21 protein-coding genes and 1 tRNA gene are annotated in these 22,806 nt (G+C 63.4%); 20 read left to right on the forward strand and 2 right to left on the reverse strand.

Annotated elements, in window-relative coordinates:
- Window positions 1-363: 363 nt before the first annotated feature.
- The 5 genes from QM596_RS26570 (at window position 364) to QM596_RS26590 (ending at window position 6,517) form a co-directional block, all read left to right on the forward strand.
- Window positions 364-1,980 carry a peptide ABC transporter substrate-binding protein gene (locus QM596_RS26570; RefSeq protein WP_020968269.1) on the forward strand — a complete coding sequence of 539 codons (1,617 nt, stop codon included), beginning with the start codon at window positions 364-366 and terminating at the stop codon, window positions 1,978-1,980.
- A 125-nt stretch (window positions 1,981-2,105) separates the two neighbouring features.
- The gene (locus QM596_RS26575) at window positions 2,106-3,032 is read left to right on the forward strand and encodes an ABC transporter permease (RefSeq protein ID WP_019746637.1); all 927 of its coding nucleotides are present in this window, start codon (window positions 2,106-2,108) and stop codon (window positions 3,030-3,032) included.
- A complete protein-coding gene (locus QM596_RS26580) occupies window positions 3,025-3,981 on the forward strand; it encodes an ABC transporter permease (protein ID WP_019746638.1) in 957 nt (318 codons plus the stop codon). The genes QM596_RS26575 and QM596_RS26580 overlap by 8 nt, the downstream gene beginning before the upstream one ends.
- A gap of 5 nt (window positions 3,982-3,986) precedes the next feature.
- Window positions 3,987-5,711, forward strand: coding sequence for a dipeptide ABC transporter ATP-binding protein (locus QM596_RS26585; RefSeq protein ID WP_095973517.1), 1,725 nt, complete (start codon window positions 3,987-3,989; stop codon window positions 5,709-5,711).
- Between the two features lie 56 nt (window positions 5,712-5,767).
- Window positions 5,768-6,517: a Fic family protein gene (locus tag QM596_RS26590; protein WP_020905979.1), complete on the forward strand. Its 750-nt coding sequence runs from the start codon at window positions 5,768-5,770 to the stop codon at window positions 6,515-6,517.
- Window positions 6,518-6,907: 390 nt separating this feature from the next.
- On the opposite strand, the gene QM596_RS26595 is transcribed toward QM596_RS26590, so the two are convergent.
- Window positions 6,908-7,726, reverse strand: coding sequence for an HAD-IB family hydrolase (locus QM596_RS26595; RefSeq protein WP_019746641.1), 819 nt, complete (start codon window positions 7,724-7,726; stop codon window positions 6,908-6,910).
- Window positions 7,727-8,038: 312 nt separating this feature from the next.
- Here QM596_RS26595 and ssd point away from each other — a divergent pair, with 312 nt between their 5' ends.
- The 7 genes from ssd to QM596_RS26630 all read left to right on the forward strand — a co-directional run bounded on the left by ssd (window position 8,039) and on the right by QM596_RS26630 (window position 12,651).
- Window positions 8,039-9,133: a septum site-determining protein Ssd gene (ssd, locus tag QM596_RS26600; RefSeq protein ID WP_021342689.1), complete on the forward strand. Its 1,095-nt coding sequence runs from the start codon at window positions 8,039-8,041 to the stop codon at window positions 9,131-9,133.
- Window positions 9,130-10,311, forward strand: a complete 1,182-nt coding sequence (locus QM596_RS26605; RefSeq protein ID WP_019746643.1) for a TadA family conjugal transfer-associated ATPase — start codon at window positions 9,130-9,132, stop codon at window positions 10,309-10,311. The genes ssd and QM596_RS26605 overlap by 4 nt, the downstream gene beginning before the upstream one ends.
- Window positions 10,308-11,096: a type II secretion system F family protein gene (locus QM596_RS26610; protein WP_283310299.1), complete on the forward strand. Its 789-nt coding sequence runs from the start codon at window positions 10,308-10,310 to the stop codon at window positions 11,094-11,096. The genes QM596_RS26605 and QM596_RS26610 overlap by 4 nt, the downstream gene beginning before the upstream one ends.
- Window positions 11,093-11,677, forward strand: a complete 585-nt coding sequence (locus QM596_RS26615; RefSeq protein WP_283310300.1) for a type II secretion system F family protein — start codon at window positions 11,093-11,095, stop codon at window positions 11,675-11,677. Before QM596_RS26610 ends, QM596_RS26615 begins: the two co-directional genes overlap by 4 nt.
- A gap of 64 nt (window positions 11,678-11,741) precedes the next feature.
- Window positions 11,742-11,945 carry a DUF4244 domain-containing protein gene (locus QM596_RS26620; protein ID WP_042446719.1) on the forward strand — a complete coding sequence of 68 codons (204 nt, stop codon included), beginning with the start codon at window positions 11,742-11,744 and terminating at the stop codon, window positions 11,943-11,945.
- Entirely contained in the window at window positions 11,945-12,304 is a 360-nt protein-coding gene (locus tag QM596_RS26625; RefSeq protein WP_020968274.1) for a TadE family type IV pilus minor pilin, read from the forward strand. The genes QM596_RS26620 and QM596_RS26625 overlap by 1 nt, the downstream gene beginning before the upstream one ends.
- Window positions 12,301-12,651, forward strand: coding sequence for an Rv3654c family TadE-like protein (locus QM596_RS26630; protein WP_283310301.1), 351 nt, complete (start codon window positions 12,301-12,303; stop codon window positions 12,649-12,651). Before QM596_RS26625 ends, QM596_RS26630 begins: the two co-directional genes overlap by 4 nt.
- 7 nt (window positions 12,652-12,658) lie before the next feature.
- On the opposite strand, the gene QM596_RS26635 is transcribed toward QM596_RS26630, so the two are convergent.
- On the reverse strand, window positions 12,659-14,947 hold the full coding sequence (locus QM596_RS26635; RefSeq protein ID WP_029537450.1) for a DEAD/DEAH box helicase: 2,289 nt from the start codon (window positions 14,945-14,947) through the stop codon (window positions 12,659-12,661).
- A gap of 456 nt (window positions 14,948-15,403) precedes the next feature.
- Between QM596_RS26635 and cspE the strand changes: the two genes are divergently transcribed.
- The 8 genes from cspE (at window position 15,404) to QM596_RS26675 (ending at window position 22,384) form a co-directional block, all read left to right on the forward strand.
- Window positions 15,404-15,607: a transcription antiterminator/RNA stability regulator CspE gene (gene cspE, locus QM596_RS26640; protein WP_003946117.1), complete on the forward strand. Its 204-nt coding sequence runs from the start codon at window positions 15,404-15,406 to the stop codon at window positions 15,605-15,607.
- A gap of 183 nt (window positions 15,608-15,790) precedes the next feature.
- Window positions 15,791-16,375: a hypothetical protein gene (locus QM596_RS26645; protein ID WP_003946106.1), complete on the forward strand. Its 585-nt coding sequence runs from the start codon at window positions 15,791-15,793 to the stop codon at window positions 16,373-16,375.
- Window positions 16,376-16,590: 215 nt separating this feature from the next.
- Window positions 16,591-19,527: a type I DNA topoisomerase gene (gene topA, locus QM596_RS26650; RefSeq protein ID WP_019746651.1), complete on the forward strand. Its 2,937-nt coding sequence runs from the start codon at window positions 16,591-16,593 to the stop codon at window positions 19,525-19,527.
- A 33-nt stretch (window positions 19,528-19,560) separates the two neighbouring features.
- A complete protein-coding gene (locus QM596_RS26655; protein WP_019746652.1) occupies window positions 19,561-20,790 on the forward strand; it encodes a DNA polymerase III subunit delta' in 1,230 nt (409 codons plus the stop codon).
- 30 nt (window positions 20,791-20,820) lie between these two features.
- A tRNA-Thr gene (locus QM596_RS26660) sits at window positions 20,821-20,893 on the forward strand.
- A 121-nt stretch (window positions 20,894-21,014) separates the two neighbouring features.
- A complete protein-coding gene (locus tag QM596_RS26665; protein ID WP_020905988.1) occupies window positions 21,015-21,581 on the forward strand; it encodes an RDD family protein in 567 nt (188 codons plus the stop codon).
- Window positions 21,582-21,611: 30 nt separating this feature from the next.
- Window positions 21,612-22,034 (forward strand): DUF2752 domain-containing protein, encoded by a 423-nt coding sequence (locus tag QM596_RS26670; protein WP_021342697.1) that lies wholly within the window; start codon window positions 21,612-21,614, stop codon window positions 22,032-22,034.
- Between the two features lie 152 nt (window positions 22,035-22,186).
- Window positions 22,187-22,384: a hypothetical protein gene (locus tag QM596_RS26675; protein ID WP_283310304.1), complete on the forward strand. Its 198-nt coding sequence runs from the start codon at window positions 22,187-22,189 to the stop codon at window positions 22,382-22,384.
- Window positions 22,385-22,806 lie beyond the last annotated feature (422 nt).

Here is a 22,806-nt window from a genome sequence, read left to right on the forward strand (position 1 = left end):
GCTGACGGCCTTCTTTCCACATTGATCGACACTTTTCTGACTCCGTGTGAGGGTAGTCACAAGCTCGCTCAAACGCACCGTTGCATCACGTTGCAACCCGTTGTCCTGCGACGATCGGTCGAATCGATGCGACGGGTGGTCACTTCCGCCGACGAATGAATGTGCCCGAATTCAATTACCCCCAATTTTCCAACAATGGGTGCGGTGCGCGCTTCGGGTTCGATGTGTCTATTGTCAAACCATTATTCGACCGCAACTCGAAGTCACGTTCACTTTCAGTTGTAGGCGACACGACGCCGGCAGTTACGGCTGTCGGCAGGCCGCGAGCATGCTCGGGGTCACTTAGATGTGGAAGGAATTCCTTTGCGTATCTCACGCATAGCGACCGGCGCGGTCGCGCTCGGAATGACGGCAGTGCTGATCACGGCATGTTCGTCCGGCGATTCGTCGGGCGGATCGTCCAGTGGCGTCGTCAACGCCTGGGCGGGCGAGCCTCAGAACCCGTTGATCCCCACGAACACGAGTGAGAACATGGGCGGCCGCGTCCTCGACTCACTGTTCTCCGGTCTCGTTTCGTACACCGCAGACGGCGGTACGGAGAACGAGGTTGCCGAGTCCATCGAGAGCACCGACGGTCAGAACTTCACCGTCAAGCTCAAGGACGGCTGGACCTTCACGGACGGCACCCCCGTCACCGCGAAGTCGTTCGTCGACGCGTGGAACTACGGAGCCCTCTCCACCAACGCTCAGCTTCAGGCATCGTTCTTCGATCCGATCAAGGGCTACGACGAAGTTGCCGCCGAGGTTCCGACGGCACAGACCATGTCGGGTCTGAAGGTTGTGGACGACTCCACCTTCACCATCGAACTCAAGCAGCCCGAGTCGGCGTTCCCCGATCGCCTCGGCTTCACGGCGTACTACCCGCTGCCCGAGGTCGCGTTCAAGGACATGACCGCCTTCGGTGAGAACCCGATCGGCAACGGCCCGTACAAGCTCGACGGAACCGGCGCGTGGCAGCACAACGTCCGCATCGACACCGTCGTGAACCCGGACTACAACGGCAACCGTAAGCCGAAGAACGCCGGCGTCGACTTCATCATGTACAACAGCCTCGACACGGCGTACACCGATCTCCTGGCCAACAACGTCGACGTTCTCGACCAGGTTCCGCCGAGCGCCGTCACGACCTTCGAGTCGGACCTGCCCGGACGCACCGTCAACCAGCCGTCGGCAACCATCGAGACGTTCACGATCCCGGGTCGCCTGCCGCACTTCAGCGGCGAAGAGGGCATGCTCCGCCGTCAGGCGATCTCGATGGCGATCAACCGCGATCAGATCACCCAGCAGATCTTCAACAAGACCAGGACGCCTGCACTCGACTTCACCAGCCCCGCAATCAAGGGCTGGAACGACTCGCTGACCGGTAACAGCAACGTGAAGTTCGATCCCGAGGCCGCCAAGGCTGCTTGGGCCAAGGCCGACGCCATCGCACCGTGGTCCGGCAGCTTCGAGATCGCCTACAACTCCGACGGCGGACACCAGGAATGGGTCGATGCCACGGCGAACAGCATCCGCAACACCCTCGGTATCGACGCGAAGGGCAAGCAGTACGCCACCTTCGCTCAGATCCGCACCGAAGCCACCGACCGCACCATCCAGAGCTCTTTCCGCTCCGGTTGGCAGGGCGACTACCCGCAGCAGTACGGCTTCCTGGCGCAGAACTACCAGACCGGCGGCAGCTCCAACGACGGTGACTACTCCAACCCCGAGTTCGACCGCCTCCTGCGCGAATCGGCCGGCCAGACCGATCAGGCGAAGGCTCAGGAACTGCTCGATCAGGCCCAGGAAGTCCTGCTCAAGGACCTGCCCGCAGTTCCGACGTGGTACCGCAACGCTGCCAGTGGATGGTCGGAGAACGTTTCCAACGTGACCATCAGCTGGAACGGTGTTCCGGTCTACGAAGACATCGAAAAGAACTGACGCGTAGAACGATCCGCATCTGAAACGTGAGTTCGGGGCGGCAGGCGCCCTGCCTGCCGTCCCGAACTCGTGTTCACACCGGACTGTCCGCTGACGTACACGATCATCGACAAGGAGGTGATCCGATGCTCTGGTACATCGGTCGCCGAGTGCTTCAAATGATCCCGGTTTTTCTCGGGGCCACTCTTCTGATCTACGCCATGGTCTTCCTGCTTCCCGGTGATCCGATTGCCGCGTTGGCGGGCGACAAGGCGCTCAGTCCGGCTGTGGCAGCACAGCTTCGGGAGCGCTACCACCTCGATCTCCCCTTCTATCAGCAGTACCTGCTGTACCTGAAGGGCATCTTCACGCTGGACTTCGGCACGTCGTTCTCCGGACGACCTGTCAGTGAAGTTCTGGCACAAGCATTTCCGATCACGATGAAACTTGCCTTCATGGCACTGATCGTCGAGACGGTCTTCGGTGTCGGCTTCGGCCTCATCGCGGGCCTGCGTAAGGGCGGATTCTTCGACAGCACCGTCCTGCTGTTCAGCCTCGTTCTCATCGCCATCCCGATCTTCGTGATCGGCTTCCTGGCTCAGTTCTTCATCGGCGTCAAATGGGGCATCGTCCCGCCGACGGTCGGTGGCAACACCAGCTTCACCAATCTCCTGCTCCCTGCCCTGGTTCTCGGTTCGGTCTCGTTCGCGTACGTACTGCGACTGACCCGAACGTCCGTGGCGGAGAATCTGACTGCCGATTACGTCCGCACCGCTACCGCCAAGGGACTTTCCCGTGGACGAGTGGTTCGCGTGCACGTGTTGCGCAACTCGCTGATCCCCGTGGTCACGTTCCTGGGTGCCGACCTCGCAACGTTGATGGGCGGCGCCATCGTCACCGAGGGCATCTTCAACATCAACGGCGTCGGTGGCACGATCTACCAGGCCGTGACCAGAGGTGAAGCGCCGACGGTGGTTTCGTTCGTCACCATCCTGATCGTGATCTACCTGATCGCGAATCTGCTCGTCGACCTCTTGTACGCCGCGCTCGATCCGAGGATCCGCTATGTCTGAGACCGTGAAGACCGGACGCGCAGTCCGGCAAAGTCATTTCGTGGCACCGCCCGAAGTTGCGGCACCGGGGGAGACGGACGCCGTCAAACTCGATCAGGCGCCGACCAGCATGTGGACCGATGCGTGGCGCGACCTACGCAAGCGCCCCCTGTTCATCATCTCGACGATCATCATCCTCGCGGTCATCGTCATCGCAGCGTTTCCGAGCTTGTTCACGAGCACCGATCCGCGGTTCTGCGACCTGACCTACAGCATGCAGGGGCCGACCTCAGGGCACTGGTTCGGTTTCGACCGCCAGGGCTGTGACGTGTACTCGCGCACCATCTACGGTGCTCGCGCATCCGTACTCGTGGGCGTCGGTGTCACGGCGTCGGTGCTGGTGATCGGCGTGATCTTCGGTGCGCTGTCCGGTTTCTACGGCGGATGGACCGATTCGATCCTCTCCCGTGTCGCCGACATCTTCTTCGGCATCCCGCTGATCCTGGCTGCCATCGTCCTGATGCAGCTGTTCACCGATCGCACCATCTGGACCGTCGTCGGCGTGCTGGCGCTCTTCGGCTGGCCGCAGATGGCAAGAATCGCTCGCGGCGCGGTGATCTCGGCGAAGAACAACGATTACGTCATGGCTTCGGAAGCATTGGGTGTCTCGAAGCTCAAGACACTGATCCGCCACGTCATCCCGAACTCGTTGGCGCCCATCATCGTGGTCGCCACCATATCGCTCGGTACGTACATCGTTGCCGAGGCGACGCTGTCCTTCCTCGGTATCGGTCTTCCGTCCACCGAGGTTTCGTGGGGCGGCGATATCAGCAACGCTCAGGTGACGCTGCGTCAGGGTTCGACCATTCTGTTCTACCCGGCAACGGCTTTGGCGATCACCGTTCTCGGATTCATCATGATGGGTGACGCTCTGCGCGACGCCCTCGATCCCAAGTCGCGGAAGCGGTGAGCACGATGACCACCAAGGAAACTCTCACCTCGGAGGAAACTCCGTTGCTCGAGATTCGTGATCTCGAGGTGTCTTTCCAGTCCAATTCCGGTCCGGTTCCGGCAGTTCGAGGCGTCAGCCTGACCGTCTACCCGGGTCAGACGGTCGCGATCGTCGGCGAATCGGGTTCGGGTAAGTCCACCACCGCCCACTCGATCATCAATCTGCTTCCCGGCACCGGCAAGGTGACGGCAGGCGAGATCATCTTCGACGGCAAGGACATCTCGAAGGTCTCGGAGAAGGACTTCGTCCACATCCGGGGAAGCCAGATCGGTTTGGTTCCGCAGGACCCGATGTCGAATCTGAATCCCGTGTGGAAAGTGGGCTTCCAGATCGAGGAAGCACTGGCCGCCAACGGGATCGCCAAGGGCAAGGCAGCCAAGGTTCGGGCCGCCGAACTGCTCGAGGAGGCAGGACTCGCCGAAGCCGAGAGCCGGTTGGGGCAGTACCCGCACGAGTTCTCGGGCGGTATGCGTCAGCGCGCACTCATCGCGATCGGGTTGTCCGCTCGTCCGAAGCTCCTGATCGCGGACGAGCCGACGTCAGCGCTCGACGTCACGGTCCAGCGTCAGATCCTCGACCACCTCGACGGTCTGACAACGGAACTCGGCACCGCCGTTCTGCTCATCACTCACGATCTGGGCTTGGCCGCCGAGCGCGCCGAGCATCTGATCGTGATGAGCAAGGGTCGTATCGTCGAATCCGGTCCGGCACTGGAGATTCTGAAGCGCCCGCAGCATCCGTACACGCAGAAGCTGGTCGCTGCTGCGCCGTCGTTGGCGTCGAAGCGGCTCAGCTCGTCGGTGGCGCGCGCCGAGATTCGCGAACAGGCGGAAGAGGTCGCCGAAGCGGTCAAGGCCGAGGAAAGTGCGGCAGAGTCCTTCGGCAAGGCGACCGACGACGTTCTTGTCGTCGATCATCTGACCAAGGTGTTCAAGCTGCGCAAGGGTTTCCGCAAGACCACCGACTTCACAGCCGTGAACGACGTGTCCTTCAAGGTCCGCCGCGGAACCACGACGGCGATCGTCGGTGAATCGGGTTCCGGTAAGTCGACGGTCGCGCAGATGGTCCTCGGCTTGCTCGAGCCCACCGCAGGCAACGTGGTCTTCGACGGTCAGGACGTGGCGAAACTCGGCGCCAAGGAAACCTTTGCGTTCCGTCGCCGAGTGCAGCCGATCTTCCAGAACCCTTACGGCACGCTCGACCCGATGTACTCGATCTACCGCACGATCGAAGAGCCGCTGCGTACCCACAAGGTCGGGACCAAAGCAGAACGGGAGGCTCGCGTCCGCGAACTTCTCGACAAGGTCGGTCTGCCTCAGTCGGTCATGCGACGGTTCCCGAACGAGCTCTCCGGCGGACAGCGTCAGCGCGTCGCAATTGCGCGAGCGTTGGCACTGCAACCGGAGGTCGTGATCTGCGACGAGGCGGTCTCCGCTCTCGACGTGCTCGTGCAGGATCAGATCTTGACCCTGCTCAACGACCTGCAAGCAGAGTTCGGGTTGACGTACCTCTTCATCACGCACGACCTGGCCGTGGTTCGCCAGATCGCGGACAACGTGTTGGTGATGTCGCGTGGCTCGATCGTCGAATCGGCACCGATCGACGACGTGTTCGGCAATCCGCAACAGGACTACACCCGCAAGTTGCTCGACGCGATTCCCGGCGGGTCCATCACGCTGGGAAGCTGACGCAACAGGTAGGTAGGCAAGTCCGCAGAGGGGCTGCAAGGGTACCGTCGTTGATCGTGACGGACCCCTTGCAGCCCCTCGTCGATCTTCCAGGCGTACGCGCCGCCGCCGATCATGCGCGCGACGCTCTGGGTGAGGTTCATCGGCACAAGACCAACCGTCGCGGTTGGCCCACCACTGCCGCCGAAGCCGCGGTTCGCGCTGCGCGAGCTTCCGCATCGCTGGCCGGTGGCACCACCGAATTGCCGGCCGAGGGCATGGCCGGTGATCCGATTCTCGCGGGTGCTCTGCGCGTGGCTCAGGCTCTGGACGGCGACAGTCTTCCCCTCATGGAGTCGACGTGGAAGCGCGCCCCGCTGCAGGCTTTGGCCCGGCTGCACCTGCTGGCCGCGGCAGACCTCGTCGAGGACGCGGATCAACTGGGGCGGCCACGGTCGGATCGCGGAGTGGGGGAGCGGTTGGACGCTCTCGCGCAACTCGTTACCGGCGGAACCAGTGCACCGGCGCCGGTTCTGGCGGCCGTCGTGCACGGAGAACTCTTGGCGCTGAGCCCGTTCGGCACCGCTGACGGCATTGTTGCACGTGCGGCTTCGCGTCTGGTTGCGGTCTCGTCCGGGTTGGATCCGCACAATCTGGGAGTCCCCGAGGTAAGTTGGCTTCGGCGGCCGCAGGCGTACACGGACGGCGCGGCTGGATTCGCTTCGGGAAATCCGGCGGGTGTCGGCAGTTGGGTGATCTTGTGCTGTGGAGCTCTCGAAGCCGGTGCGCGAGAAGCGACTTCGATCGCCGACGCGGCGACTGGATAGTCTGCAACAGGGCGGGGCCGGCACATAACGAACGGGCGGCGCTGCCGATAAATCGACTTCGCCGCCCGTCAGCACGGACTACTCGTTACCAAGCGTGCTCGGTGGGTTGTGTGGGTGGCCTCGGCGAGGGATCGCACTTTCTGAGGTCGTCCCCGCAACCGGTGCGGGGTCCTCGCTCAAATTGAACGAATCTCGCAGGCCCACAACGCTTCTGCCCTTATAGTGGCTTGTGCTCCGCGTGGGTGCCCTAGTGCCCGTGCTAGGAATTTCGGTTGGGGAAACGGTCCTTCTCTTCCGAGCCGTTCCTGGCCTTCCGTTCTTCCGTAACTCCTTTGTACCCTGTGTCCGGGCTCACAGCAAGTACCAATTTTTGTTTGTGGGCATTGGATTTCAGCGTTTCCGACGCAGTAGCCCGAAGGTCATGGCGCCGGCCACCAGAGCTGCGATTCCCACCGCTGCAGTTGTGGCGACCGTCGTCGTGGACTGGGCTGACAATCGCGCGCGAAGCGAGACCGGGTTCGAGAAAGTCAGTATGGGCCAACCGTTTACGGCCGCTTCCTTGCGTAATGCACGATCGGGGTTGACTGCGGTGGGATGTCCGACCGCCTCGAGCATGGGCAAATCGGTCACCGAGTCGGAGTAGGCGTAACTGGCGGCGAGGTCGTAGCCGTATTCCGCGGCGAGTTTTTCCATCGCCTCGACCTTGCCCGGACCGTAGCAGTAGAAGTCGACCTCGCCGGTGTAGTGGCCGTCTTCTTCCCTCATCGACGTCGCCACGGAATGGGTGGCGCCGAGGGCGCGGGCGATCGGAGCGACGATTTCCTCGCCCGACGCCGACACCACGATGACGTCGTGTCCACGCAGCTTGTGATCTGCGATCAGATCGGCCGCCTCGGCAAAGACGAGTGGGTCGACGATGTCGTGCAGAGTCTCCGCGACGATGGCCTTCACCTGTTCCACGTCCCAGCCCGCGCACATCGCAGTCAGGTGCTCGCGCATGCGCTCCATCTGATCGTGATCGGCGCCGGACAGAAGAAACAGGAATTGCGCATAGCTGCTCTTGAGAACCGAGCGCCGATTGATCAGACCCTGGGCGAAGAATGGCTTGCTGAACGCCAGGGTGCTCGACTTCGCGATGATCGTTTTGTCCAAATCGAAGAAAGCGGCTGTCCGCCCGGTATTCAGTCCGTTCGCAGGCTTGTCGGTCACAGGAATGAGGATAGTCCGACAGGCGGTTCGTGTGCTCCTCGGCAAGCGTCCTCTTTCGGCGAAAAACAGCAGTTCAGTGCAGCTCAGGCTTGCATTTCTCGCCAATGGCGGGTGTAAGATCGTTGCTGTTCGATTCGTTCGAACTAGTTCAGCCCGACCCCCCGGGGCTGAACTCAGACGGCCCCCGCCTCCTCCCCCCATTGGCGGGGGTCGTCCTCTGTCTCAGGCCTGTTTCTCCACAACTTCCCAGTTGTCCACAGGCTCTCTCGACCCACTGTTTTCGGTGCCGGTGCTCGTTCAGGCTCTGCAGTCATGAACACGACGATCAACTCTCGGGAAACCGGGGCTCCCATTCTGGTTCTCGTCGACGACGCGAAGGTCCTCGCGAGCGTGCGACGCGTCGCTGCCGCGGTGGACCGCCGTCTGGACGAGGCCGAGCATCCCGTTTCTCGGCAACAGTGGAACCGGGCCTCGGCGGTCGTGTTGGACGCGTCGGCTGCGCGGGATGCTCTGACTCGTTCCCCTAAACGAACGCGAGTGTTCCTCGTGTGCGACGGCACACCGACCGTCGACGACTGGAAGAGCGCCACCGCGATCGGAGCCGACAGCGTTCTGTCCTTGCCGGAAGAGGAGAACGCACTGGTCGCAGTTCTGGCCGACCACGTAGACGTGAGTGGTGACGGCACCGTCGTGAGCGTGGTGGGTGGTTGTGGTGGCGGCGGAGCCTCGGCAACTGCGGCGGCTGTCGCGTTGACGTCGGCGGCACGTCACGTCCCGACGTTACTGGTGGACGTCGACGCACTCGGCTCCGGCGCTGATGTGCTGTTGGGCATCGAGACGACCCCCGGATTGCGTTGGGGTGCACTGACCGTCGAGGGCGGGCGGCTGGCCCCGGATGCGCTGCGCGATGCCCTGCCGGCAAAGGGAAAGTTCCTGAGGGTTCTGGCGAGCAGTCGCCGCGAGATCGACGGTCCGACAGTGACCGCCGTTCGCGCCGTGCTGGACGCAGGTCGCAGTTCCGGCGGACTCGTGGTCTGCGACGTGCCACGTCATCCCAGCGAGGTAGGTCAGGCCGCGTTGGAGATGTCGGATTTGGTTCTCGTGGTGGTTCCGGCCACCGTGGCTGCGTGCGTCGCTGCCGAGAAAGTCGGAGCCTGGGTGGTGCGACACAACTCCAATGTCGGGCTCGTCGTGCGTGGGCCGGCGCCGGGAGGCCTACGCGGCGCCGATGTGGCAGACATGCTCGGCCTGCCGCTGACGGCCGTGATGCGCGGCCACCGCTCGCTGGCGCCGATGCTCGAGCGCGGTGGCCTCGAATTGACCCGAGGTTGTCCGCTGAGTGCGGTGGCAACGGCGGTACTCGACGCCGTCGAATCCGGCGCACGCCCGCGCAGGGCTGCGGCATGAGCGCGTTGGTCACGACAGAACTGCTCGACCGAGTTCGCGAGCGGCTGACGGCGTCGTCGGTCGCCGAGCCGACGGCGGCCACCGTTGCCGACGCCGTGCGAGCCGAGTCCTCTGGCGTTCTGGCGGACACGGATCTGTTGGAGGTCGTCAGGGTGCTCCAGACGGAACTGACAGGCGCAGGGCCGCTCGAACCACTGCTGCACGAACCCGGTGTCGCCGATGTACTGGTGACCGCGCCGGATCAGGTCTGGGTGGACCGCGGGGTCGGCCTCGAAAGGTCCGGGGTCCGGTTCACCGACGAGGCAGCCGTGCGTCGACTGGCGCAGCGGTTGGCACTGTCGGCAGGTCGACGCCTCGACGACGCCCAACCGTGGGTCGACGGCCGTCTGCGGGGCGTCGGCGACGGGCACTTCGGGGTACGACTTCATGCCGTACTCGCACCGGTGGCCCAGGGCGGAACCTGCGTGTCACTGCGAGTGCTGCGGCCCGCAACACAGGGTCTCGACGCGCTGTGTGCTCACGGCGCCGTGGAACCGGACGCGCGCGAACTCCTCGATCGCATCATCTCGTGCCGCTTGGCCTTCCTGGTGATCGGCGGGACCGGCGCGGGAAAGACCACGTTGTTGTCCGCCATGCTCGGCGCCGTCGACCCGCGCGAGCGAATCGTCTGCGTCGAGGACGCGGCCGAACTAGCACCGCCGCATCCGCACGTCGTCCGCCTCGTCGCCAGGGCTCCCAACGTCGAGGGCGTCGGAGAGGTGACGGTGCGCGATCTGGTTCGGCAGGCACTGCGGATGCGTCCCGATCGCATCGTCGTCGGTGAGGTCCGCGGTGCAGAGGTGACGGATCTGCTCACGGCGATGAACACCGGCCACGACGGCGGCGCCGGCACCGTTCACGCCAATTCGTCTGAAGAGGTGCCGGCCAGACTCGAGGCGTTGGCTGCGCTCGGCGGTATGGATCGCCACGCGTTGCACAGTCAACTTGCCGCGGCAGTTCAAGTGATCCTGCACGTGCACCGGTTGGCCGACGGATCGAGGCGTCTCGAACAGATCGGCGTCATCGACCGCGGTGCGGACGGATACGTACAAATCATGCAGGCATGGCCGGACGGCGGTTCGGGTCGTGAGCGGCTCGAGCGGATGTTCCGGCTTCGCAATCGAGAGGTCGGGACGTGACAGTTTCCTTCCTGGTCCTCGCGTTGGCGGTCTCGATTGCGCCGGTGCGGGATTCACGTGCTCGGCTCGCTACGTACGCCCCGAGCATCCGCAAGCCCTCCCGGCAGATTCCGTGGCAGTTGGTCGCCGCATTTTTCGCGGTGTCGGCTGCATGGGTTCTCGGAGGCTTGTCGTCAGGATGCGCGGCGGTTGTCCTCGCCGGAACCTTGATCTTTCGTGGGCGCCGCGCGAAGGCGGCCGAAAACCGGGACCTCTCACAGAAGATGCTGCTCTCCGGTCTGGAGGTGCTGATCGCCGAGCTGAGCGTCGGCGCGCATCCTGCAAGTGCCAGTTCTGTTGCAGGCGAGGAATGTACCGGCGAAGTAAGTGTGGTGTTCCGGTCCGCTGGGGCCAGGGCGCGTCTCGGTGGTTCTGCCGCGGCGGCCTTCGCGGTACCGGATTCGTGCATCGAGCGTGAGTTCTCCCGCATCGGATCCGTCTGGCGGGTCGCAGACCAACACGGTCTGGCGCTGGCTGAACTACTCGGCGCGGTCCGGACGGACATGTTGGGGCGTAGACGCTTTCGTCAGCGCACCGAGGCCGGGTTGGCGGGCGCTCGGGCGACGGCTGCGGTGCTGGCTTTTCTACCGCTGCTGGGGATCGGCCTCGGCCAGTTGATGGGGGCGTCGCCTCTGCGCGTGCTGTTCGGCGGTGGGCTCGGCGGCGTGCTGCTCGTGATCGGAACTGCCTGTGTCTCAGCTGGTTTGCTCTGGACCGACCGGATAACTGCGAAGGTCACGTCGTGAGTTGGGCGTCCTTGGCGATGATCGCGTTGGCGCTCGCGATCATTCCCGCTCGCCGCGGCGCTTCGGCCAGGGCGGCAGAAATTCTGTTCGCGGACACAACAACAGAAAATTCGGTTTCAGCCCCGGACAAGCCGGATCCACTCGCGGTTGCCGCAAGTCTCGACCTTCTCGGGGCCTGCCTGCGAGCGGGGCTTCCCGTCTCCGCCGCGATCACAGCGATGGCGTCGACGGCACCGAAACCGATGGCCGACACGCTCAGTCGCGTCGCCGACCTTCTCACGCTCGGTGCCGACCCTGACGCTGCGTGGAGCGAAGCCGCGCTCGATCCCGATACCGAGGCGCTGGCCAGAATGGCTCGGCGTTCCGCCCGTTCGGGTTCGTCGCTGTCCTCGTCCATGGCAGAACTCGCCGAGCGCAGTCGAGGTGACGCCGAGGATCTGGCTGCTGCCGCGGCCGAACGTGCGGGAGTGCTGATCAGCGGTCCACTCGGACTGTGTTTCCTGCCGGCGTTCATCGCCCTGGGCATCGTCCCGGTGGTGATCGGGCTTGCCACGACTGTGCTCGGTAACGGCCTGTTGTGAGCCGGATCCGTGTGAAAGCTCCTGCGGCAGAAGTGCTGCCACAGGTTTCGATGAAGGGGGAGAGATGATTTCGAAGACGCTCAGGACGGTGTCGGCCAGATTTGCGTTGTTGGTAACGGAGGACGACGGTATGTCTACCGCCGAGTATGCGATCGGCACGATTGCGGCTGCCGCATTCGGTGCCGTCCTGTACACGGTTGTCACCGGCGACTCCATTGTCTCGGCGCTGACAGGCATCATCGACAAGGCGCTCAAGACAGCTGTGTGATGTTGTCCACGAGAGGTATTCGGCAAGCCGACGACGGCGCCGTGACGGTGGAGGCTGCGATTGCTCTGGCTTCGATCGTCACGGTGGTCGTGCTGTGTATCGGTGGCGTCCTCGCGGTGTCGATGCAGGTTCGGTGTGTCGACGCAGCTCGTGAGGCCGCGCGGTTGGTGGCACGTGGTGATCGTGAGTCTGCGGTCGCCACGGCCCGCCGGATCGCACCCCAAGATGCGTCGATCTCGGTGGAGATCGTTGACGGCTTTGCCGTTGCCGTTGTCAGCGCCGAGAGTACGTTGCTGCCGCTGGTCGACATTTCTTCCGAGGCTGTGGCAGCTGTGGAGTCAGGGGTGGAAGAGGGGTGAACCTACGTGACGACGAAGGTGTTGCCACTGTTCTGGCGTGCTGCGTTCTGGCAGCGATCGTGATGGTGACTGGTGGGATGCTGCATGTCGGGTCCGCGGTGGTGGCCCGGCACACTGCTCAGTCGGCCGCTGATCTTTCGGCTCTCGGCGGTGCGGGCGCCTTGGACGGAGGTGAGGCGTCTGCGTGTGCGAAGTCCGCGGCGATCGCGGAGCGTATGCGTACGGTGCTCGCGGAATGTGAGGTGCAGGGGTGGGATGTAGTTGTCGGGATACGTGCACCGGTGTTGTTGTCGGGCTTCGGGATCGGCGATGCGCAGGCCTACGCTCGTGCGGGTCCGATCGGCTGATCGTGTCTCAGCTGATCGTATCGATGACGGCGGTCAGAACCTTGACCGCGCCGTCTTTGTCGAGTGGGTCGTTTCCGTTGCCGCACTTGGGTGAATAGACGCAGGACGGGCATCCGTGAGCGCACTCGCAGGAGAGTATGGCGTCGCGCGTCGCGGTGAGCCATCGTGACAGTTCGCTGTGCCCCCGGTCGGCGAACCCGGCGCCGCCGGCGTGACCGTCGTAGACGAAGACCGTCGGGAGTCCGGTGTCGGCGTGCATGGCCGTCGATACTCCGCCGATGTCTCCGCGGTCGCAGATCGCCACCAGTGGCAGCAGGCCGATCGCGGCATGTTCGGCGGCATGCAGTGATCCGGGGAACCGTTCGGGCGGCACCCCGATGGATTCGAGAAGTTCCGGCGTGACCGTGTACATCACTGCCCTGGTGGGCAAAGTGTGAGCGGGCATGTCGAGTTCGATCGAGTCGAGGACTTCACCCGAAGTCAACCGTCGTAGGTACCCGACGACTTGATGTGTCACCTCGACCTGGACGAGAGCGACGGCGATGTCGCCGTAGTTCTTGTGCTCGAGTTGTTCGGTGATCGTGATTTCGGTGGTCTCGCGGGCCGAGGTGGTCCAGTCCGGATTCTCGGTGTGTACCAATGCGAGTCCGACGTCGAGGTCCAGTTCGTCGACGACGTAGGTCTCGCCTTGATGGATGTGCACGGCACCGGGATGAACTGTGGCGGGAGCGCGGCCCGCGTCAACAGTACCCAGCATCCGGCCGGATTCACCGTCGACAATGGCCACCTGAGTTCCGATACCGCCGCGAATGTCCAAAGAGCCGTGGGGGTTCGAATCGGCGGTGACGAACCATCCGTGCTTTCGGCGCCGGATCTTGCCTTCCTCCGACAGCCTGGTCAGAACCTCGAGAGCCCCGAAAGCGTCGACCTCGACATCGGAAAGTGGGAGTTCCATTGCAGCGCAGAGAAGTTGTGGTCCCAGGACGTACGGATTTCCGGGATCTGTCACCGTCGCCTCGACGGGTTTGTCGAGTACCGCCGACGGATGGTGAACGAGGTAGGTGTCGAGTGGATCGTCGCGGGCGATCAACACGACGAGTGAACCCTCGCCGCGTCGCCCGGAGCGACCGGCCTGCTGCCAGAACGAGGCAACGGTCCCCGGGAAGCCTGCCACGACAACGGCGTCGAGGCCTGCGATGTCGACGCCGAGCTCCAGCGCGTTGGTGGTGGCTGCGCCCAGCAGCGTGCCGTCGGCGAGTGCAGCTTCCAGTTCGCGTCGGTCCTCGGCCAGATATCCGGCGCGATACGACGCGACTCGCTCGGCGAGGTCCGGGTCCACCTCGGCGAGTAGACGTTTGGTGGCCATCGCGGTCAGTTCGGCGCCGCGGCGGGAGCGGACGAAGGTGAGAGTGCGGGCGCCTTCGATCATGAGGTCGGCCATGATCCGGGCTGCTTCCGCGCCCGCGGGACGTCGTACCGGGCTACCGTTTTCGCCGGTCAATGCCTCGAGTAGCGGCGGCTCCCACAGTGCGACGGTGCGTGGGCCGTGCGGCGATCCGTCTTCCGTGACCTCGGTGCAGTGTGCGCCGATGAGCCGCGAGGCCGCTGCGCCGGGATCTGCCGTGGTCGCGCTGGCCAGGATGAAGGTAGGTTCGGCGCCGTAGCGCGCTGCAATCCTGCGAAGTCGCCGGATCACGAGCGCGACGTTGGATCCGAAGACTCCCCTGTAGGAGTGGCATTCGTCGATGATCACGTATTTCAGGTTGCGGAAGAAGTGCGCCCATCGCTGATGGGTGCGGAGCAGCGAAATGTGGATCATGTCGGGGTTGGTGAAGAGCCAGCGTGAGTTCTCGCGTGCCCAGGTGCGGAGTTCCTGCGAGGTGTCGCCGTCGTACGCACTGGCGTTCGTGCTGCGAAGTTCGACGTCGAAGTCGGTGAGGGACAGCACTGCTCGCAGTTGATCCGAGCCCAGCGCTTTGGTGGGGGAGAGGTACAGGGCAGTTGCGAGCGGATCGGTCGCCATGGCCGTCAGCACCGGGAGTTGGTATGCCAGTGACTTACCCGACGCCGTACCGGTGGCCACGACCACGTGTTTTCCCTCGTGAGCAAGGTCGGCGGCCTCACTCTGGTGGATCCACGGGGACCGCACGCTGTGCTCGGCGAGCGCGCGTACGACGCTGGGGTGCACCCACTCCGGCCATTCGGTGAACTCGGCTACGCGAGCAGGCAACTGCGCGGTGAACATCAGTGGTTTTTCGCTTCCACTGACCCCGGCGACGACGCGATCGAGCAGCATCTGCCCGTAGGTGTCGCCAGGCTTCCCTCCCGGGGCGGGGATCGGGGAAGGTGCGTTCACGTGACTCTCCGGGCTCGGCGTTGGGGTGTGGCGGCAATCGGAAACTGTCGCTACCTGCAGTTTTGATGATACGCAACGGCCGGCGGTCTTGGTGGAACCGGGTGGTCGGCGCGCAAGCGGGAAGCCACGATCGTGGGCCGTTTTTCTCGTAGCGAACTTTTAACGTTTTTAGTTCCCTTTTCGACTGTTGTGCACGCGGAGAACATGGTTGACTGACAATCGGTCGCAGCTTCTGTGTTCGTAGGCTTGAGAAAGTGCACGCTCGCAGGATCGTTGTTGCGGGCGCGGTGCTCTGCCTTTCCTGAGGGGGAAATAAAGACGTACAGCGGTCGGAACCGGCCCGGTGGACTGTAAGGGCTGTTCACCGAATCCGGTGTTAGAAAGAGAAGGAAAAGCATGGCACAGGGCACTGTGAAGTGGTTCAACGCTGAAAAGGGCTTCGGCTTCATCGCTCCCGAAGACGGTTCCGCAGACGTCTTCGTTCACTACTCCGAAATTCAGGGCAACGGCTTCCGTACCCTCGAGGAGAACCAGCGTGTGGAGTTCGAGGTCGGCCAGGGCACCAAGGGTCCCCAGGCTACCGGCGTTCGCGCGGTCTGATTTTTCCGCTCACTCGCTGAGCGATTAGTTCGGACAGTATTTGTCCCCCATCGCATCCGTGCGGTGGGGGACAAATCTTTTCGGGCTGAGCCAGTCTTTCTCTGTCCGAGGTAATGCACGCAGCTGTTCGACCACGGCCGGTCGTCTATGCCGTCAGTACCTTCGTGGCTTACGTTTCACTCTGTGAGCCAACTGTCCTTTTTCTCTGCCGAGTCGATTCCACCTGCCGTGACGGACCTCGCCGGAATGCTGGCCGGACCGGGTCAGGTCGTGACCTCGGAGGACCGTGCCCGGATCTCGATCGTCGTGGATCGGGACTGGAGAGCGCAGGCCGTTGCCGAGTTGATCGCGCAGTGCGGACTCGGGGCCGAGGTGACGCGTAGTGAAGAAGGCAGCCCATTGGTCCGCACGCAGTCGACGCCCGCACTCCTTCCGCTGTCCGTGCAGTGGACCAAGGGAGCTGTGAAGGCGGTGCCGGTCGGTTGGGTACCGAACTCCCGCCAACTCCGGGTGTGGGCCGTCGCGGCCGGCAGGCTCGAAGAAGGCGGCGAGCGATTCGTTTTCGGCCTCGACCCCCATGCCAAGGAGACGCACGCACCGCTGGCTCAGGCCTTGATGCGGGTTGGTATCGCGCCGACTCAACTGGGTAACCGGACACCGGGCCCGGGGCTCCGTGTGTCGGGAAAGAAGAGACTGACAAAGCTCGTCGAATACCTCGGTGAGGCGCCGAAACACGTCGACACTTCGGTCGCCTGGCCGCACGTCTGACAGTGCTCTTGCCTCGCGTCCGACGGTGCTCATGCCGCGTGTCCGACGGTGCTCATGCCGCGTGTCCGACGGAGCCCATACTGTACTGATCTGCACGAATGTCTTGCGGGTATGTCACTCTGTAAAGAGAGACACGGGGTATAACTTGCTCCACACGTCTAGTTCTGAAGATCTGCCGACGGCAGTGAACGTCCAAAGGAAGGCTCGGGCAGCAGGTGGCTAAAGCGGACAACGGCAGCGGTCAGGGAGCGTCCGGTAACCCTCGTCGCCTCGTGATCGTCGAGTCACCGACCAAGGCGCGCAAAATCGCTCCCTACCTCGGTAAGGACTACGTCGTAGAGGCATCGGTCGGTCACATTCGCGACCTGCCACGAGGCGCAGCAGACGTTCCGGCCAAGTACAAGGGCGAGTCATGGGCCCGTCTCGGCGTCAACGTCGATCACGACTTCGAGCCGCTCTATGTCGTGAGCCCGGAAAAGAAGGGCAAGGTCGCCGAACTCAAGTCTCTGTTGAAGGACGCCGACGAGCTCTTCCTCGCAACTGACCCCGACCGCGAGGGCGAGGCAATCGCCTGGCATCTCCTCGAGACTCTCAAGCCCAAGATTCCGGTTCGTCGAATGGTCTTCCACGAGATCACCGAGCCGGCAATCCGTGCTGCCGCCGAAGACACCCGCGAACTCGACACCGACCTCGTCGATGCTCAGGAAACCCGCCGCATCCTCGACCGTCTCTACGGTTACGAGGTCAGCCCGGTTCTCTGGAAGAAGGTCATGCCGAAGCTCTCGGCCGGCCGCGTCCAGTCGGTGGCCACTCGCGTCATCGTCCAGCGTGAACGCGAGCGCATGGCGTTCAAGTCGGCGTCGTACTGGGACATTTCCGCGACGCTTGACGCCGGTGCAGAGGCCAGCCCGCGTAGTTTCGGTGCTCGCCTGGTCTCCGTCGACGGTTCGCGTGTCGCCTCCGGCCGTGATTTCGGAGCTGACGGAAAGCTCAAGGGCAGCGCAGTCACCGTGCTCGACGAGGCGTACGCGCGTCGTCTCGCGGAAGCGTTGCAGGGCGTCGACCTCACGGTTTCCTCCGCCGAGGACAAGCCATACACGCGCAAGCCTTACCCGCCGTTCATGACGTCGACTCTCCAGCAGGAAGCCGGACGCAAACTTCGTTTCACGTCCGAGCGCGCCATGCGTATCGCGCAGCGTCTGTACGAAAACGGCTACATCACCTACATGCGTACCGACTCGACGACGCTCTCGGAGTCGGCGATCGCAGCCGCTCGTGCGCAGGCCACCGAGTTGTACGGTCCGGAATACGTGCATCCGACGCCGCGTCAGTACACCCGCAAGGTCAAGAACGCGCAGGAAGCGCACGAGGCGATCCGCCCCGCCGGCGACGTGTTCCAGACCCCGGGTCAGCTGCACTCCAAGCTCGATTCCGACGAGTTCAAGCTGTACGAACTGATCTGGCAGCGGACCGTCGCTTCGCAGATGGCCGACGCCCGCGGTACGACGCTGACGCTCCGCATCTCCGGCACGGCAGGCACCGGCGAGGACTGCACGTTCTCCGCTTCGGGTCGCACCATCGTGTTCGCCGGCTTCCTCAAGGCTTACGTCGAAAGTGTCGACGAAGAAGCCGGCGGTCAGTCCGACGACGCCGAATCCAGGCTTCCGGTACTGGTCAAGGGCCAGGAAGTCACGGCCACCAAGCTCGATCCGGACGGGCACAGCACCAACCCGCCCGCTCGCTACACAGAAGCCAGCCTGATCAAGACGCTCGAAGAACTCGGCATCGGCCGTCCTTCGACCTACTCGTCGATCATCAAGACCATCCTCGATCGCGGATACGTCTACAAACGTGGCAGCGCGCTGGTTCCGTCCTGGGTGGCGTTTGCCGTCATCGGACTGCTCGAGGTGCACTTCGGCCGGCTGGTCGACTTCGACTTCACGGCAGGAATGGAAGACGATCTCGACGCGATCGCCGGCGGTCGTGAGCAGCGTGGCAACTGGCTGAGCAGCTTCTACTTCGGCGGCGAGACAGGCGCAGAGGGATCGGTCGCCCGCGAGGGCGGGCTGAAGAAGATGGTCGGTGTCAACCTCGAGGAGATCGACGCTCGCGAGGTCAACTCCATCCGTCTCTTCGACGACGCCGAGGGCCGCGAGGTTCACGTGCGCGTCGGCCGGTTCGGCCCGTATCTCGAGCGCATGGTTCAGAACCCGGACGATCCCGAAGGCGATCTGATCTCGCAGCGGGCAAATCTTCCCGACGACCTGCCGCCGGACGAGCTCACTCCCGAGTACGCCGAGAAGCTGTTCTCGACGCCTCAAGAGGGCCGCAAGCTGGGCGTCGACCCACTGACGGGCCACGAGATCGTCGCGAAGGAAGGCCGCTTCGGTCCCTACGTGACCGAGATCCTGCCCGAACCGCCGGCCGAGCCGGAACCGGACATCGTTCCCGTCTCCGCTCCCGAGCCGGAAGAAATCAGTTCGGGCAGTACCAAGACTGCGGTGAAGAAGGCCGCAGCCAAGAAGGCGCCCGCGAAGAAGGCTGCCAAGAAGGTCGCGGGCCCCAAGCCGCGGACGGGATCGCTGCTCAAGTCCATGGATTTGGCGACGATCACCTTGGAAGATGCGCTTCGTCTGCTGTCGCTTCCGCGCGTCGTGGGTGTCGATCCCGAATCCAAGGAAGAGATCACCGCGCAGAACGGCCGTTACGGTCCGTACCTGAAGAAGGGCACGGATTCACGCTCGCTCGCCAACGAAGAGCAGATGTTCACCGTCACGCTCGACGAGGCCCTGAAGATCTACGCCGAGCCGAAGCGTCGTGGGCGTCAGGCGTCGGCAACGCCTCCGTTGCGTGAGTTGGGCGTCGATCCGGTCAGCGAGAAGCCGATGGTGATCAAGGACGGCCGTTTCGGTCCGTACGTCACCGACGGCGAGACCAACGCCAGCCTCCGCAAGGACGACGACGTCGAATCCATTTCTGATGCTCGTGCGTCGGAGTTGCTGGCTGATCGTCGTGCGCGCGGCCCGGTCAAGAAGAAGGCTGCTGCCAAGAAGGCTCCGGCAAAGAAGGCCGCTGCCAAGAAAACAGCCGCAAAAAAGGCCCCGGCCAAGAAGGCTGCCGCCAAGAAGGCTCCCGCGAAGAAGGACTCGTAAGGCTTCGTCGGTGCCGACGGTTAGGGTTTTTGCATGAGTACTGAAGTGGCCGAACGAGGTGTGTTCGGTCGGCTGGTGGGTCAGCACGACGTCGAGCAGAGCCTGCGTGATGCTGCGCTGTCTGCTCGTGGCGATTCCAGCGGCTCGGAGATGACCCACGCGTGGCTCTTCACCGGGCCACCCGGCTCTGGTCGTTCGGTTGCTGCTCTCTGCTTCGCCGCAGCCCTGCAATGCACCTCCGACGGTGCACCAGGGTGCGGTGAGTGTCATGCGTGTACGACGACGATGGGTGGAACCCACGGTGACGTACGACGGATCATCCCCGACGGCCTGAGCATCAGCGTCAAAGGCATGCGCGAGATAGTCAACATCGCTTCGCGTCGGCCGACGACGGGGCGGTGGCAGGTCATCGTGGTCGAGGATGCCGATCGTTTGACCGAAGGCGCAGCCAACGCCCTGTTGAAGGTTGTCGAGGAGCCACCGGACCGCACGGTCATCCTGCTCTGCGCGCCGACGACCGATCCGGAAGACATGTCTGTCACCCTCCGTTCGCGGTGTAGGCACATGCCGTTGGTGACGCCGTCCGTCGAATCGATCGCTCAGGTACTGATCGACCGCGACGGGCTGGATCCGGAGCGAGCGAGAATCGCCGCATCGATCAGCGGCGGACATGTCGGTCGGGCGCGGCGCCTCGCCACCGACGAGAGCGCGCGGGACGAGCGTCAGCGTTCGCTTCGGCTGGCCGCAGACGCGATCGGTGCTTCGACGGCGTACAAGGCCGCAGAGAACTTGGTGAAGTCGATCGAGGCTGACACCAAGGCGTTCTACGCCGAACTCAAGGAACAGGAACTCGAGGAGCTCAAGGTCTCCTTGGGTGGCGGTGGAACCGGCAAGGGAACAGCCGGGACTCTGCGCGGATCGGCTGGTCTGATCAAGGACCTCGAAGCACGCCAGAAATCGCGCGACACCCGGGCCCGCCGCGATCTTCTCGACCGGACGCTGATCGACCTGGCCGGCATGTACCGGGACGCGCTTTCCTATTCGCTGGGGTCGACGTCGACGGCGACCCATCCCGACATGGCTCGGCAGGCCGCCGAGTTGGCTGCACGAACGTCCCCGGAGGGGTTGCTCAAGTGCATCGAAGCGGTGCTCGAATGCCGCGAGGCCGTCGACTTCAACGTCAAGTTGCAGTGGGCGCTCGATGCGATGGTTGCCTCCATCGGAGCCGCTTTCCGACCCCCGTTTTCGCGATCCGGGGGTTGACCAGATAGACTCGCCACCGCCGAAAGGCACGCTGCCTTAGCTCAGTCGGTAGAGCATTTCACTCGTAATGAAAAGGTCGAGAGTTCGATTCTCTCAGGCAGCTCAGCCAAGAGCCCCACACCCGGAAATCCGGATGTGGGGCTCTGGTCGTTAGTTCCCAATTCTTGCGTATGTGCGGTTTATCCTGAGTTCGGCGAACACGTGCCTGAACAGGGGAGACCTCGATGTCGGATCAGAACTGGGGACCAGGCCAACCATCGCAGAATCCGCCGTACGGGCAGATGCCGCCGATGCCGCCACAGGGTTATCAGCCGCCGACGCCCGCCTATCCGTTCGCAAGCTGGATCTCTCGGGTGTTTGCGTCAATCCTCGACGGCTTTGTCGTTCCGCTCCCCGGCGTCATCCTCGCGGGCATCGGAGCAGTGATCGCGTTCTCCGGATCCGAAGTGACCACATACGACGACGGCAGCGTGAGCGCTGAAGGCGGTAATCCGGTCGGGGTGATCGTCATGGTCGTCGGCATACTGGCGATCTTCTTGATCGAGGTGTGGAATCTCGTCTTCAGGCAAGGGAACACCGGACAGACGCTCGGCAAGAAGTGGCTGGGAATTTCGGTGATTCGGGAGTCCGACGGTGTGCCTCTCGGCCCGGTGATGGCGCTGCTTCGTTGGATCATGATGGCTATCCTGGGTGGCGCCTGCTTCCTCAACTATCTCTGGCCGCTCTGGGACTCGAAGCACCAGTGCTGGCACGACATGGTGGTCCGGTCGGTAGTCGTTCGCGCGCGCTAGTCGCTGCCGAGGTCTCTTACAGTGGGTGTCATGGAGTTGGAAGTGGTCGCAAGTCGACGACGCGCGCTGGCCGCACCCGTCGGTGTTGCTGCAGTGGCGGTGACGGCCGCCGCGGTACTCCACTTCCGTGATCCCCACAGTGCGGGTAGTTACGGCGTTTGTCCGATGTACGCGTTGACGGGATTGTGGTGCCCGGCGTGTGGTGGCCTTCGTGCGGTCAATGACCTGACTAATCTGGATGTTGGCGCCGCAGTGTCCAGCAATGTCTTGATCGTGCCGTTTGTCGCGGTGTTGGTGATCGCGTGGATCGGTTGGACAGTGCGCCGTTGGAAAGGCACGCGGGATCGCATGATCGTGCTTCGGCCGACTGTGACGATCGTGGTGCTCGGAGTTCTCGTTGCATTTACGGTTGTTCGAAACACCCCGTGGGGGAGCTGGCTCGCGCCGGCGTGACGGTAAGAGGTCGACATGGCACTGCAGGTTTTTTCGCTCATCGTTCTGCTCGGCGCGCTGATCATCCTGATTCCGACGGCACGACGTGTCTTCGGCAAGAAGGACGACGAGTAGGCCTCGACAACTGGGCCGGAGCGGCACATGCTGGCGGTATGGCTGATTCGTTGAAAGCGCGCGTCAAGGAAAAGCTACTGAGGCAACTCGCCGAGGACGGTCGGCACCCGATTCAGGACGCTGAGGGTGACGATCCCCGGCTGGTGTCGATCAACGACGATCTCGAAGCGTTGGAACAGGCCGAGGAAGGCGATCCGATCGTCGAAGAACTGGCCGAGAGGTACTGGGTTCCGTGAAGTTAACCGACCGCAGTGCTCTGACCTGGCGATTTGGTGTTGTGTTGATCTTCGCGTAACTTTGTCCAGGTCAGAGCGACACGGACACCGACTCCCACCTGCGAGGGTGAGTGACACGAGGTTGTACGAAGTGCCTGGCGAACACAATCCAGTTTTTCTTCACGGGGTTCCGGTTTGCGCCGGTGACCTGGTTGGGATAGGCTGGAAAAGTTGCCCCGGAGCGGCGGCCATAGGGTCGTGGTGATGGTGTGTGCGTGTTCTTTGAGAACTCAACAGTGTGTCGATGAATGTCAGTGCCAAATATTTTTTTGGTACTTCGCATTTCGGATGATGTTCCGGGCCTTCGGGTTTCGGTTCTGATGTTCGGGGTGTGAGTATTTTTCGTCGGTGATTGTTCATTCTTCCGTCTGAATGGTTGCCGA

The organism is Rhodococcus sp. IEGM 1406 (assembly GCF_030056745.1).
GTDB classification, from domain to species: Bacteria; Actinomycetota; Actinomycetes; order Mycobacteriales; family Mycobacteriaceae; genus Rhodococcus_F; species Rhodococcus_F erythropolis.